The sequence below is a fragment of the Paramesorhizobium leguminum genome, from assembly GCF_003217235.1.
In the GTDB taxonomy this organism is placed as follows: Bacteria; Pseudomonadota; Alphaproteobacteria; order Rhizobiales; family Rhizobiaceae; genus Paramesorhizobium; species Paramesorhizobium leguminum.
The window spans coordinates 1-13,392 of record NZ_QJTF01000040.1 but is presented as its reverse complement, the minus strand read 5'-3'; the positions used below and the strand labels follow the sequence as shown (position 1 = coordinate 13,392).

General features: G+C 59.0%; 14 protein-coding genes. All 14 read right to left on the bottom strand.

Features of this window, described 5'->3' with window-relative positions:
* Positions 1–1,178 (bottom strand): type VI secretion system tip protein TssI/VgrG (tssI, locus tag C7477_RS18255; RefSeq protein WP_181418468.1); only part of this gene is annotated, 1,178 nt, incomplete at its 3' end.
* A gap of 81 nt (positions 1,179–1,259) precedes the next feature.
* The gene (locus tag C7477_RS18250) at positions 1,260–1,775 is read right to left on the bottom strand and encodes an Hcp family type VI secretion system effector (RefSeq protein WP_110754774.1); all 516 of its coding nucleotides are present in this window, start codon (positions 1,773–1,775) and stop codon (positions 1,260–1,262) included.
* A 390-nt stretch (positions 1,776–2,165) separates the two neighbouring features.
* Positions 2,166–2,675 carry a helix-turn-helix transcriptional regulator gene (locus tag C7477_RS18245; protein WP_110754772.1) on the bottom strand — a complete coding sequence of 170 codons (510 nt, stop codon included), beginning with the start codon at positions 2,673–2,675 and terminating at the stop codon, positions 2,166–2,168.
* A gap of 334 nt (positions 2,676–3,009) precedes the next feature.
* Positions 3,010–3,801: a type VI secretion system-associated protein TagO gene (locus C7477_RS18240; RefSeq protein ID WP_110754770.1), complete on the bottom strand. Its 792-nt coding sequence runs from the start codon at positions 3,799–3,801 to the stop codon at positions 3,010–3,012.
* Positions 3,802–3,803: 2 nt separating this feature from the next.
* Positions 3,804–5,360, bottom strand: coding sequence for a sigma-54 interaction domain-containing protein (locus tag C7477_RS18235; protein WP_110754769.1), 1,557 nt, complete (start codon positions 5,358–5,360; stop codon positions 3,804–3,806).
* Complete coding sequence (gene tssH, locus C7477_RS18230) at positions 5,357–8,011, bottom strand: type VI secretion system ATPase TssH (protein WP_110754767.1); 2,655 nt, start codon at positions 8,009–8,011, stop codon at positions 5,357–5,359. Before tssH ends, C7477_RS18235 begins: the two co-directional genes overlap by 4 nt.
* A gap of 4 nt (positions 8,012–8,015) precedes the next feature.
* Entirely contained in the window at positions 8,016–8,870 is an 855-nt protein-coding gene (gene icmH / locus C7477_RS18225) for a type IVB secretion system protein IcmH/DotU (RefSeq protein ID WP_110754765.1), read from the bottom strand.
* Between the two features lie 13 nt (positions 8,871–8,883).
* Positions 8,884–10,230, bottom strand: coding sequence for a type VI secretion system baseplate subunit TssK (gene tssK / locus C7477_RS18220; protein WP_110754763.1), 1,347 nt, complete (start codon positions 10,228–10,230; stop codon positions 8,884–8,886).
* 108 nt (positions 10,231–10,338) lie between these two features.
* Positions 10,339–10,782 carry a hypothetical protein gene (locus C7477_RS18215; protein WP_146226124.1) on the bottom strand — a complete coding sequence of 148 codons (444 nt, stop codon included), beginning with the start codon at positions 10,780–10,782 and terminating at the stop codon, positions 10,339–10,341.
* Positions 10,783–10,913: 131 nt separating this feature from the next.
* On the bottom strand, positions 10,914–11,306 hold the full coding sequence (locus C7477_RS18835; RefSeq protein WP_146226123.1) for a hypothetical protein: 393 nt from the start codon (positions 11,304–11,306) through the stop codon (positions 10,914–10,916).
* A gap of 11 nt (positions 11,307–11,317) precedes the next feature.
* The gene (locus C7477_RS18210) at positions 11,318–11,710 is read right to left on the bottom strand and encodes a hypothetical protein (protein WP_110754759.1); all 393 of its coding nucleotides are present in this window, start codon (positions 11,708–11,710) and stop codon (positions 11,318–11,320) included.
* Positions 11,692–12,036, bottom strand: a complete 345-nt coding sequence (locus tag C7477_RS18205; protein WP_110754757.1) for a hypothetical protein — start codon at positions 12,034–12,036, stop codon at positions 11,692–11,694. Before C7477_RS18205 ends, C7477_RS18210 begins: the two co-directional genes overlap by 19 nt.
* A complete protein-coding gene (locus C7477_RS18200; protein WP_110754755.1) occupies positions 12,036–12,686 on the bottom strand; it encodes a hypothetical protein in 651 nt (216 codons plus the stop codon). The genes C7477_RS18205 and C7477_RS18200 overlap by 1 nt, the downstream gene beginning before the upstream one ends.
* Positions 12,687–12,708: 22 nt before the next feature.
* A partial coding sequence (locus C7477_RS19395; RefSeq protein WP_281032559.1) for a bacteriophage T4 gp5 trimerisation domain-containing protein occupies positions 12,709–13,392 on the bottom strand: 684 nt, incomplete at its 5' end.

Sequence of the window (13,392 nt, the reverse complement as noted above, 5' to 3'; positions counted from 1 at the left end):
CCATAGGCCGCGCCGGTGAGCCTTGCGCCGAACGGGTCGTCCAGTGAAGCTGCCGCGCCCGCCAATGTGGCCCGCGCGCCGGCGCCCATGGCCTCATCCCCGGCCATGCCGCCGAAACCGTCCTCCACCAGCGCCTGCGGCTGGCGGCCCTCATGATGCACCGACAGGAGCCGCCAGCGGATATTGAGGCTGTCGCGATTGTGCTCGAGGAGCTTCACCCCGAAGCCGGCGGTTAAGTGCGGCGCGTTGGCGATGCCGTGGCCGAGGCTCGCCTCCACCCGCGCCGCTTCGAGCTTATGCCGGGTGAACGGCTTGCCCGCCGCATCCTCCTTGTAGCGGCCCGGATAATCGTAAAGCCGGTAATTGTTGGAGACGCCGTTCAGCTCCGTCCCGGTCTCGCGGTGTTCCTGACTGTAGACCGGGTTCTTGAAGGTATAGTCGCGCTGCGTATAGGTGGTGGCGCGCAATTGCTCGCGATAGCTGAAGGAGGAGCAATAGACCCCCTTCACCGCCCCCGACGCCATGGCGTTGTAGCTGAGTTCCGCCTGGTGCGGGCAGTCGCCGAGGGCTTCCGGCGTGTCGCAGAATTGCAGCGTGTGCTGGCCGCGCGGGCCGTGGCTGAAGCAGTACCAGATGCCTTCCTCCGCCGCGATGCGCTCGATGAAGGCCAGATGCGTCTCGCGATACTGCACGCAGAACTCGCGCGCCAGATGCTTGCCCGCAAGCTGCCATTTGACATCCTCGACGCCGCATTCCTTCAACACCGTGCGGATGATGTCGGGCACCGAAACATTCTGGAAGATGCGGCTGTCCGAGCCATGGTCGAGCCGGTGCAGCGTGGGCAGCAGCGTGACCTGATAGGCGGTGCGGTGATGGCCCTCGTCGCCGCGGGCAACCGAGGCGACGACGCCGGAGAAATGCCGGGGCGCGTCGAGATATTTGTGATGGACGGTCAATGTCGCCTTGCGGTCTATGAGCGCCGACAGGTCGATCTCACCATTGCGGCTGACCAGCGACACCTCCGCCCGCGTCAACCCGCCCACGGCCTCGTCGGCGCAAAAGGCGGTCACCGCGAAGATGTCGTCGGCCAGGCCAAGCGACTGCGCCCCTTCGCTCCAGAACGAGAACGACACATCCTGACGCTCGCCATGCAGCGGTTCGCTCAATAAGACATTCATCGGTAGGCTCCTCGGAAGCGAAGGGGAAAAGGGAATGCGGGCCAGCCTCCTCTCAAGGCCGGCCCTTGCCATGTCAGGCCGTTACGCCTTCGGCGCGCGCCAGTCGTCGGAACCCGACGTGCCGGCGACGGTGTGCTCCCAGGTGATCTTGCGATAGGCGAGGGAGACGGTGACGAGCTGGGTGAAGTCGGCGTTCTTCGGGTCCTGCGCGTGGGGCATCGACAGGTCGATGTCGACGATGGTGGCGTCTTCGAGCGCGGTGGTGAAGAAATGCTCCTGCTTGCCGGACGAGTTGGTGCGGTACCACTTGATCTCGCATTTGCTCAGCATCTCGCCCGAGGTCAGCGCGTTGTAGAGCAGCGGGGTGGCCTTGTTGAGCGCGGCGGTGAACTTCAGCGGGCGATGCACGCGCTGGCCGGAGGGCTGGCCGGACTGCGGGTCGCGCGGGATGGTGACGATATGGTCGATGGCCTGCACGAGGATCTCGTCCTCATGGCCCTCCTGCCAGACATTGCCGACCGAATCCTCGGTAAACGCGCCCTGGGTGATCGGGCCCTGCGTGGCGCCCTCGATGGTGATATATGCGGGTGTCGGCATCATTGCCTCCTTGGCTGGCTGTGGTGATCGAAACATGCATCCGGCTCGAAAAACCCGAGTGCGCCGGATGAACCTTACACAGCAAGGAGCGTGCCAATTCAAAAACAGAAGGGATCCATGCCAGAACGAAAACCAATAACCAATTGAAAAATACAAGATATTTTTTATCGGGAAGCGCGAGACATCCAGCCACTCCACCTCATTTGCATTCGCCAATCTGGCGGAAATCCGCCACAGGCTGGCGGATTTCCGCCAAACCAAAGTCGGCTTATATTTAATCTTTTGTTTTTGCTTCTATTTTTACGACTCTCTTATCTCGTGGATTCTGGCGGAAATTCGCCAACCTGTGGCGGATTTCCGCCAGATCCCAGAAAGCCATTATAGCGGAGTTTAAAGCAGCTGCTGGCGGATCGCTCTGGCGATGGTATGCGCGACATTGGCGGTGTCGAGTTTTCGGCGTGCCTCATCCAGATAGAATCGGACGGTTCGTTCCCGGAGCGACAGGATGTCGGCGATGTCAGCCACGTTCTTGCCGCGGGTGATCCATTGTAGACATTCGATTTCCCGCCGCGTCAAATGTACTTGTTTCGGCACCACTTGCTCTATGCGCAGGATCGTGTCGTGGATATGATATGCAAGCATATGAAAATCCCGGCTGTAGCGCTGTTTCAGCTTGTCCCATTCGAGAGTACCAGCATCGGTCGTGATGGTGACCAGCGCCCTGTCACCCATCGGATCGCGAACGGGAAAGGTAAGACCTCGCCTGCCAAGACCATGTTCGGCGGCCTCGCCGAAGAAATCGCGTAGTTTCTTCGATTTGAGTTGGTGGTTCTGCCAATCCTGCGGCAATATGGAAAGGAACCCGCTCTGCAGCACCGGGTCGATCCGAGCATAGTTCATCGCCTTGTAGCACCCATTCGTCCGAATAGGTCACGGCGACATAGGGATTCGTTTCTGCGCCTTTTGGAATATTGATCCCAAGATAGGCAACCGTCTTCAAGCCGTAAAGCTCGGCAGCCTTATGAAGCCATGCCCTGACATCCGCGGCTGATCCTACGTCCCCAAGCGCGTCGGCGACTTCATGGAAGACATCTTCCATCGAGCGCATATAAATCCCCCACCCGCCAGTCTGTAGAGACTTCACACTCTCATACGCAGCAAAGAAAACAATACGGCCGGTCATCGTCCGTAAGACAAAATATATTATGACCGGTCAAATACAATTACCGCTACGTCACCAATGGCAGGCTGCTTTCAGAGGCTTCAAGCGGTTGTTCAGATCCTCAAGGTCGAAAATGAAGGCGCGCGGACCTCCCGGATAATTAACCTGCAGTTGAATGCGCCGGTAGCCGGTGATCGCCTTGATCGTCTCGATGCTTTCCAGCCCCCTGCCCGCGATGACGACATCGCCGTTTTCGACATCGCGCCAGTTGAGCCGGAAAGTGGATCGATTGTCGCCCGAGAGGGAAAGGTTGGCCTGCAGCGTTGAAATCGGCTTGGGCAGAAGAATGCCAAGCGTGGTGATATCGTTCTCGCAGCTCAGCATGAGGATGGCGCGGTCATCGGCTGCACGGTTCGGCGATATGTCGGCTTCCTTCATCGTCATGAACACATCCACCGCTTCGACGCGCGCCTCGCTATCGCCTGGGCGGCTGGAAGCCGTAAGAGTCCCCAGACGGTTTTGATCCATCTGATCGACGAGCATCGACGTATGCCAGGGGCGGTAGCGTACGATCCAGTTGCTGTCATCCACGCCCCGCGTCCCCTCCATTTGTTCGGCGAGGCGGCGGATCGGCGCATCCTTTTTCGGCGAGGCGGCGGCTTCGGGCGCCGGAGCGGGAGCCGCTTGCGGCACGGGGGTTTTGAATACGGTATCGAAGCACGTCAGGCGCGCGACGCGATCGGCAATCGAAACGCACTGCTCCGGCGTTACGCGCGATGCGTCGGCCTCTCCCTGTGCGACGGCCGGAACAGCCGTTGCGATCATGGCGGCGGCGAAGGTGATGGGTCCATATGGATAGGTCATGATCAGTCTTTCTCGATGCCGTATTTCTTCAATTTATCGACCAGTGTGCGGCGCGGCAGCCGCAGCCGCTCCGCGATTTGGGTGGTATTGCCGCGCGCCGCGCGGAAGGAGCTGACCAGCAGCTTGCGTTCGAAAGCCTCGCATGCGGCCTTCAACCCTCCCGATGGAATGGCGTCGAATTCGACCTGTGCCGGGGTCACAACCGCGTCCCGCATCGGCGGCAAATGCTCCGGAGCAATCTCCCCGGCCTCGCCCGCTGTGAGCCAGGCATCGGTCATCATGGCCTGCAATTCACGCACATTGCCCGCAAACGGCAGGCTGGCCAGCAGTTCCTTCGCCCCTTCGGAAAGGCGCTTCGGCGCCTGGCCATGCTGCTGGGCAAGCGCGTTGAGGAAATGAGCAGCAAGACCGGCAATATCCTCGCTCCGCTCCCGCAATGGCGGTATGAGGATGCGCGCCTCGCCGATGCGATAGAACAGATCCTCGCGAAATTCCCGCCTGCGCATGAGGTCATGGAGATCGCGATGGGTCGCCGCGATGATCCGAAAATCGGAACGATGTTCCGTATCGGATCCGATGGGGCGAAAGACCTTGTCCTGCAGCACACGCAACAGCTTGGCCTGGAGGGCGAGAGGCATGTCCCCGATTTCATCGAGGAACAGCGTGCCCCCATGGGCGGAGGCGAAATATCCTGCCCGGCTGGCTTGCGCTCCCGTGAAGGCCCCTTTGACATGACCGAAAAACTCGCTTTCCGCGAGCGTCTCCGGCAGGGCAGCCATGTTGATGGCTATGAACGGCCCGCGGCTGCGGTCGGACAACCGGTGCAACTCGCGCGCTGCCAGCTCCTTGCCGGTGCCGGTCTCGCCGAGGATCAGGATTGAGAGATCGACCGGGCCATATTTCGCGATCGTGTCGCGGAGTTGCCGCATTGGAGCCGATGTGCCGACCAGCTTGCCGGAAAGCGCTTCGGGAAGCGTGCGCCGCATGCGCTTGCGCTCCTTGTCGGCATTCTCCAGCGAGCGCGACAGGAGCGTGCTGGCGTCGGACATCTGGAGATAGCTCGAAGCCGATCTGCCGCGCGCATCGCAGAACCGGGCAAAGATTACGGCAAGCTCCGCCGCATCTGCGGCCGGCAAGCCTCCCTTTGCGTCGGTTAGCGCGAAAAAGATCGTTTCCGCGCGCCCCGACGCCGAGGGCGCGGCGATGATGACAAGCCGCGCGCCGGGCTCTCCGCTAAAAAGGATTTCGCGCAGCGAGGCCATCAGAAGCTGGCCTTCCGGCGGCTCCGTTAAAAGCCCTTGCGCGCGCAACGCTATGGAAACCGGATGCTCGTTCCGCTCCGACTCGAAGACGTTGAAACCAGGCACCACGCACGGCTCCGGCGATGAGGCCAGCGGCAGAAGGCTTTCGCCCGTGGCATCGAGACCCATCATCAGCACCGAACGCGCGCTGACGATCTCGCCCATGATCCGGCAGAAGCTTTCGCGCAGCGCGGCAATATCCTGCTGCGCGCTGAGTGTTACGCAGGCTTCGAGGATCTGGCGGCAGCTTGCTGTCACTCAGCCGCCTCTTGCGCTAACGCTTCTCCTTCGGCGGTAAAATCGAAGCTGAACTCACCCGAATCGTCGGCATCGATCCGCACATGGCGCAGGAGCGTCTCGTCCAGCCGGCTGCGCAGGATCTGCCGCGAGATCACGGGCAATAGGCGGCGTTGGATCAGCTGGTCGATGAGGCGCGCCCCGCTCGCCGTCTCGTTGCAAAGCGCTTCCAGCCGCCGCACCGCGCCATCCGTAAGCTCAAGGGCAATCCCCTGTTTCTCGGCGAGCATTTTACCCAGATCGCCAAGCTTGGCGGCGATGATCCGCTTCATCACCTCTTCGCCGAGCGGCAGGTAGACGATGGGCTGCATGCGCGCCAACAGCGCCGGCTTGAAATGCTGGGCGAGAAGCGGGCGGATCGCCTTTTCTATTTCCTCCGGCGGTAGCGCCCCCTCCCCCGTGGCCAGAGCAGTGATCTGCTCCGACGCCAGGTTCGATGTCAGGAAAAACACGACATTCTTGCAGTCGATCTGCCGCCCTTCGCCATCGGCGAGGTCGCCCTTGTCGAAGGCCTGGTAGAAGAGGTTGAGGACATCGGGATCCGCCTTCTCCACCTCGTCGAGCAGGACAACCGAATAGGGCTTTTTGCGGATAGCCTCCGTCAACACGCCGCCTTCGCCATAGCCGACATAGCCCGGCGGCGAGCCGATGAGGCGGGAAAACGAGTGCTTCTCCTGATATTCGGTCATGTTGACCGTGGTGAGAAACTGCTCGCCGCCGAACAGGCGCCGTGCCACTTCCAGCGCGGTTTCCGTCTTGCCGACACCGGAAGGGCCGACCAGCAGGAAGACGCCGAGGGGACGGCCGGCGCGCTGCAGGTCGAGCTTGGAGGCCTGCAGCTGATCCTCGATCGCCTTCAGCGCATGGTCCTGCCCCTTGATGGTCTGTCCCATGACGTCGGAAAGTTGCAGCAGGTTCGACACCTCGTCCTGCGTCATGGAGGAAACCGGGATGCCGGTCCAGTCGGCAATGACGGCGGCAATTTCCACTGCGCCGACTTCGAGGCTGGTCAGGGCAACACTCTTGCGGGACTGCTCGAAGGCAAGCCGCGCATCGATGATCTCGGCCTTGAGGCTTCCGGCGTCGGCGCCGTCGTCCATCTGCGCCCGCAGGGATTTCAGGCGCTCGACATGCTCGCGCTGCGCGGCATGGCCGGCCTCCAGCGCCGTCTTTTCCGCCAGCATCGCATCGAGCCGTTCCTGTAGATCGCTCAGCCGCTTGCCGAGCGACTTCTGGTCGTGGCCGAGCTTGATATCGCGCTCGATGGCTTCCTTTTCGCGCTCCAGCGCCATGGCGGAGCGGGTCAGCTTTTCGATTGCCAGCGGCACGCCGGTCGCCGCGGCCCTGGTGCGGGCGCAGGCGGTGTCGAGCACATCGATCGCCTTGTCCGGAAGCTGCCGCCCCGTGATGTAGCGGGCGGAGAGGCGAACGGCGGCAGCCACCCCTTCATCGCTGATATAGACCCCGTCATGCGCCTTTTCGTAAGCGGGAACGAGGCCCTGCAGGATGGTGTAGGCCTGCTCGACCGATGGCTCATCCAGCTTGACGAGCTGGAAGCGGCGGGTCAGCGCCGGGTCCTTCTCGAAATATTTCTTGTATTCGGACCATGTCGTCGCCGCGATGGTCTTGATTTCGCCGCGCGCCAGCGCCGGCTTCAGCAGATTGGCCGCATCGCTGCCGCCCGCCTGGCCGCCCGCGCCGATCAGCGTGTGCGCCTCGTCGATGAAGAGGATCGTCTGGCGGTCCGCCTGCTTGACCTCGTCGAGCACGCCTTTCAGGCGTTTCTCGAACTCGCCCTTCACCGAGGCCCCGGCCTGCAGCGCGCCGATGTCGAGGCCGTAAACCTCCGCGCCGAGCAGGCTGTCCGGCACATCGCCATTGACGATCTTCAGCGCCAGCCCTTCCACGACGGCGGTCTTGCCGACACCGGCCTCGCCCACGCAGATGGGGTTGTTCTTGCGGCGGCGGGCCAGGATATCGATGATCTGGCGGATTTCGTCGTCCCGGCAGAACACCGGGTCGATCTTGCCTTCGCGGGCCTGCGCCGTGAAACATTGCGCATATCTGGCAAGCGCGGACTCGTCCTGCGGCGCGGCGGCGACCTGACGGCCATTGCTGTTCGCCGCCGGTTCCTCGGTTTCGACGGAGCCCTTCGTCAGTTCCGCGAAGCCGCGGCGGATCGCCTCCGCCGGCAATTTGTCGAGTTGGACGGCGTATTCGAAGCGGGCGAAGCGGCCGATATCCTGCAGCACTGCCAGCAGGATGGCGCCGCCGCGAATGCTGCTCTGGCCAAGCTCGACGGAGGCGATGAGCCAGGCATCCTGCAACAGCTCGATCAGCAGCGGCGAAAAGACGGGCGAATTGCCATCGCTCTGACGGAAACGGTCGAAGCTCGATTTCACGCTGGAGACGAGTTTCGCGGGATCGGAATTATACGCCTGCAGTATAAGCCTGATATCACCGCCCGGCTGCTGCGCCAGCGCAAGCAGCAGGTGCTCGATCATCACCTCGCGATGGCTGGAGGCGACGCATATGGAGGCAGCTTCCTCCAGCGCCATGCGGCAGGCCCGGTTGAGCCGGTCAACGAGGCTTTTCAGTTCAACTTTCGCCATTGGCTCAATCCTTGTCTGCCAGAACCTGCGTCAGCTCCGCGATGACGCGGTTCGTGTAATTTTCGGTGTAGAAGAAGAATCCGGCATAGAGCGCCGCCGCCAGCACGAAGGCCCCGGCCACAACGGCGAAGATCGGCGTCTGCCAGCGGACGTAATGGGCGCGGTCGACGATGTGATCGGCTTTCAGCGTGGAAAGCGGATCGGCGATGCCCCGCTCCTTGCGGATGATGTCGTGGACTTCCTTGATCAGCGCTTCCAGCTGGGTGCGGCCATTGTGCATGACCCGGTATTTGCCCTCATAACCGAGGCAGAGGCACAGATAGAGGAATTCGAGGATCTGGAGATAACGGGCCGGCTCCATCATCAGGCGCTCGAGGATGACGAAATATTTCTCGCCGCCCCAGGTCTCGTCATGGAAAGTGGCCAGCAGGCTGCGTTCCGACCAATTGCTGTCCTGCCCCCAGGGGCTGCACATCACCGTCTCGTCGATGACGCTGCACAGGCAATAGCGATGCGCCAGAATGGTGACACGGTCATAGCCGAGGCGGTGAAGCTCCAGCTCGACCGACTCGATCTCATGCTTGCAGCGTTTGTGCAGGCCGTCGATGTCGTCGTACTGGCCGAGGCTGAATATCCGCAGGATCAGCGCGATCATCGGCGAACTGGAGTCGACGAGCGGGTTGAGCGCGCCGCCGCGCAGGCCGAATGAAAAGGCCGGATCCGGACGGCGGCTGACGGCGGCGGGAGAAAGCCCGAGCGCGGCGACCCGGTCGAGCGCCGTCATGGGCGGCGCCTCGACCGCCAGTGTGCCACCCTCGCCCGCCTTGAACAGATTGCTTGCCGAAGTCAGTTCGTTCATTTTTTATCTCCCCTCAATCCTGACGCCCGCGGATCGCCCAGAACTGCATCTCCAGTTCCGGAAAATCGCCGGCTATGTGGAACGCGAAACCGCTGGAGTTTCGCAAGGAATCCCAGCCGCTCGAATTGTGATCGAGCAGGAAATATGTGTAGCCGGCATGGTAAGGCAGCTGCCGCGGCGCTGTCGGCATGGCCTGCAGGACGACGCCGGGCAGGTGCAGATTGATAAGGTCGCGTATCTTCTCGATCGAGGAAATCTTGACCTGCGACGGGAAGGTCTTCGACAGCTTGTCGAGCGGCACGGCGGCGCGCACGGCCAGCACGAAAACGCAAGCGTTGATGAGGCTCGGATCTGACAGCGGTGCGGTGAGAATGCCGAACTTGTGCCGCTGCAGCGGCAGCGCAATCGCATTGGGCTCCAGCATGACGCCCAGCGACCGGCGCAGCGAGGCAATCAGCGGGTCGAAGCAGATATGAGGCTCTTCATGCATATAGGCGGGCCATGCCTCGGGCAGCCGCGCTTCATGGGTGAAGGTCGCCAGTTCCCCCGCCGCGCCGGCAAAGGTCTCATAGAGCCGCTCGGGATGGACCCGGTTGATCGTGCTCAGATGGTGGAAAATTGGCCCGAGCCGGTTGACCGTCTGCAGCAGCATGAAGTCGGCGACATCGGCGACCCCGCCCTGATGCAGCGCCCCGAGGCGGGCCGCGATCTGGCGGGCGCGCTGGTTGAGAAGGCCGGTGAAATCATCCAGCGCGCGCCGCAATTGCGGAATGGCGTCGATATCATAGGCCATCGGCATGAAGCCGGGGCCGAGCACGATGCTGCCGTCGCTGCGCTTTTCCTGGATGCGCGCTATCGGCACGCAGGCATAGGAACTGCGGTTTTCCCGCTCCAGCATGAGCCGCACCCGCAGCTGCCCGACATCGATCATCCCCGGCTCGGCGTCGGCGCTGGTCGTGTCGCGCGTTTCCTGCGCGAACACCGCCTGGCGCGTCGCTTCCTCGGCGCTCACGTCGGTCAGCACCTCCGGCACGCCGTTCGCCCATAAGGGAAGGGCCAGATAGAGCACCTCGTTGACGACATTCATCGTGGAAATATCGAGCGCCTGCGGCGGCGGCGCCTCGCCCGGAATGTCGAACACGGTCCGGTCCGGGAAGATGCCGCTGGCACTGACGATGGAAATGCGCCCGTGCAGCAGGTTTTCCTTGTTGATCTCGATCCGCTCGAGCCCATATTGATAGGCATTGATCGCATCGCTGCGCCGCCGCGTCACATAATCGTGGTAGCGGGCCTGTTGCTGAAAATGGTTGGGCCGCACGAACGTACCTTCTGCCCAGACCACGGGATTACGCAGCGACATTATTTATTCTCCGGATTTGCATGGCGATGGAGTCGTAAAGAATTCTCAAGTCTTGAACTTCCAAACAGACAGTTGTGATGAATAACCATTCGCCGTCTCCAACTCGCCTTAATCAAATGGCAGATTTCGCGCGAGACAAATCACGACGACGGCCGCCAACCCGGCTATAAAAGTCAGGGTGTCGGCAAGGTAGAATTTTGCACCTCCGAGCATGTCCTTTATTGCAAAACGGAAAAGCCATGATATACTGACAATAATCACCATATTTATAGAATACATATATACATATGCTAATATATTATTTGATATGATATAATCAATTCCTCTTTCTTTTTTAGTTACGTCGAATACGAAGATGATATGCCATCTGATGGCCATCACAATAAGCATCGAAATAGCAATTTGTAATAACCATGCCATGAATATACGTGCAGACATTAGCGCTGCCCTTCGTTGTATAAATGTTTTGCAAGCTTGCCTCGCCTGGCTGACCACACCGTGCGGATGATGTCGGGCAACGAACATTCTGGAAGATGCGGCTGTCCGAGCCATCGGTTGAGCCGGTGTAGCGTCGGTAGCAGCGTAAACTGGTAGGCGGCGCGGCGATGGCCCTCGCCGCGCGCAGTCGAGGCGACGACGCCGGAGAAATGCCTGGGCGCTTCCAGATATTTGTGATGGACCGGTCAATGTCTGGCTGCCATTTTCGATATTGAAACGATATTATTTTGAAACGAAGCGATGAAAGTTGGCGGAGTTAGTATGGTTACCGGATATCCGCGGGTTACGTACTCAGACGCTTCCGATGTGTTTCCTTCTCTTCTTGAGAATACCGTTAAATCCGCGTCCGAATTTATGCCTACATTAAAAACCAATTGGCCATTTGGCTTTACCATGTGCTCAAAGTGCGAAGCTGGCCCAAAAGATTCTTTTATTTTGTAGCCGAGTATGACCTCATTCGCAGAGTCATTTTTAAGAACGATCTTAACTACTCCACTCTTTTGAGTTGCATAGAAGACTCCTCCAAAAAACGTAACACCCAAGAGGATTACCGATAAAATAACTCCGGAGAATATCATAAGAACACTCCTCATGGCCGATCCGGATGAGAAGCATCGTCATTTGTGCGATGGCTTTTGAGCCCCTTCTGCGCGGCCTTGAAGAACTCGTATAGGTCGCGCGTGGTCAGGGGAACTTCCTCTCGATAAAGGTCTTTATCGTAGGAAAGTCCGAGGAACCGGCGGATATGTGTTTTCAGAGGATGGATAACGCCTTGCTTGAAATAAAGTGTATAGCTGAATTTCTTAAGAAATAAGGCGTCATCGCAATCGAATTTTTCCAAACAATATACGATTCCTAACACTACTTCCTCGCCATCCATATTATAGTCAATGTTGAGAGATTTATCGACATCCACCTCAAATTTAAAATAAAACGAGAGCGCTTTCTGAACATTCTCAAGTGTTAAACGCTCTTGGTGCATGATTCCAAAATCCTATAAACATCTTCAATTGCAAGCGGAACGGCTTCCTTAAACACATCTTCATCGTGAGGAAGACCAAAGCGCCGTCTGATATATGCTTTCATGGGATACAAAATTCCCTGCTTGAAATAGAGATGATAGCTATACTGTTTGTCTAGCTCCTTCTCTATACAGCCAAATTCCTCTGCTGCTTTGTAGAGCCCATCAATAAATTCCTCACCGTCCATATTATAATCAATGTTGAATGACTTGCCAAAAGCGATCTCAAATCCAAACTCCTGCGAGAGAAAGACGCGAAGGTTTTCAAGTGAGAGGGTCTTTGACATTAGAATGCTTCCTTGCTGCCTAGGGTTTCTTCCCAAATTTGACGGAGCAGCGACTTGCTACCCCGGCAGTTGGCAACGCATTGATCCAATATAATCAGATCCGCGGCGAGCAATCCCCAGCCGATGCCGGGTATCCAACGTCCGATGAAGCGTAGCGTGCTTGTTGTTGGACGCATCTTGATGGTCGGTGGAAACTTTCCATACCGAATTATTGGGGCCTTGTTGGGCATCCACTTTGGAAGCTTCCCATCCAATTGAGGCCATTTATGCGCGATGATTGAGCTAACCGACATAAATTCCGATGCGGGGGGAAGAACCTTCACCCCAAACCACCTCTTCGGCAAGCTCCCCTCGAGTATTCCACCAACCCCGGCCGCACCTGTGGCTTGCGTAGCGGTGTCGCCCGTCAGACATTCCCATAGGCATTCGGGAACGGCTTTGCCCGTGCCATTTTCTGTATGCACCATTGTCCCCTCCAGCACCGCAGGCGCATGGATAGGCACAGGCGGTTCTGGTGGAATGGAAAGAGTCTCACATGCGTCCGACAATCCCGGAACGCAGGCTTTCACGTCTTCCGCCGTGATCTCATTATAGCCGATGAAAGTGAAGGCATAAACGTCGCTCGGCGTGGTTTTGATATATTCGCTCATGATCAATCCCAACAAATTCAATTTAGTTTATTTTGACCTTGCCGGAGCGGATCGAAATCTCGTTTTCCTTGATCTCGATCACGCTGTTGCCGCGCTTGATAACGATATCGTCCGTCGCCGTGATGAATATCCGTCCGCCGCTGGATACTTGGAAATCCTTGAGCGTGCTCAGGAGAAGAGAGCCGCCCGATGAGATATCCGTATGTTTTCCTGATCGAAGCTTCACATGCTCGGGCGATTGAAGGTCCAGCAAGCTGCCCGCGCGGATTGTATAGCTTGAGCCTGCCTCATGCGAGGCGGTCGCGCCGACGATCTGGTTGTAGGTACCACCCACGGTCACATGATAATCCACCCCCACATAGGATTGCCGCACAAAACCCGTCATCTCGCTGAACAGCGTTGTGACCAGCGTCGTCTTGTTGTTTTTGACGATGGTGTTCATATCCTTCTCGGCATGGACGAAAACTTCTTCCCGTCCATTCTCATCCTCGAAGCTGATCTCATTGAAGCCGACCTTCCCCTTCGCCTTATGCGTATCCGACCTTATGACCATCTTGGTCTTGTTGTCCGGCAGCTTGTATGGCGGCCTGTTCCTTGCATGATAAGTCCGCCCGATGACGATGGGCTGGTCGGGGTCGCCTTCGAGGAAATCGACGATCACCTCCTGGCCGATACGCGGGATGGCCATGTGGCCCCAGGTCGCGCC

Coding starts and splice junctions, on each gene's coding strand:
- C7477_RS18250 (WP_110754774.1), bottom strand. CDS start 1,775: ATGCCGACACCCGCATATATCACCATCGAGGGCGCCACGCAGGGCCCG.
- C7477_RS18245 (WP_110754772.1), bottom strand. CDS start 2,675: ATGAACTATGCTCGGATCGACCCGGTGCTGCAGAGCGGGTTCCTTTCC.
- C7477_RS18240 (WP_110754770.1), bottom strand. CDS start 3,801: ATGACCTATCCATATGGACCCATCACCTTCGCCGCCGCCATGATCGCA.
- tssH (WP_110754767.1), bottom strand. CDS start 8,011: ATGGCGAAAGTTGAACTGAAAAGCCTCGTTGACCGGCTCAACCGGGCC.
- icmH (WP_110754765.1), bottom strand. CDS start 8,870: ATGAACGAACTGACTTCGGCAAGCAATCTGTTCAAGGCGGGCGAGGGT.
- tssK (WP_110754763.1), bottom strand. CDS start 10,230: ATGTCGCTGCGTAATCCCGTGGTCTGGGCAGAAGGTACGTTCGTGCGG.
- C7477_RS18215 (WP_146226124.1), bottom strand. CDS start 10,782: ATGGCTCGGACAGCCGCATCTTCCAGAATGTTCGTTGCCCGACATCAT.
- C7477_RS18835 (WP_146226123.1), bottom strand. CDS start 11,306: ATGATATTCTCCGGAGTTATTTTATCGGTAATCCTCTTGGGTGTTACG.
- C7477_RS18210 (WP_110754759.1), bottom strand. CDS start 11,710: ATGCACCAAGAGCGTTTAACACTTGAGAATGTTCAGAAAGCGCTCTCG.
- C7477_RS18205 (WP_110754757.1), bottom strand. CDS start 12,036: ATGTCAAAGACCCTCTCACTTGAAAACCTTCGCGTCTTTCTCTCGCAG.
- C7477_RS18200 (WP_110754755.1), bottom strand. CDS start 12,686: ATGAGCGAATATATCAAAACCACGCCGAGCGACGTTTATGCCTTCACT.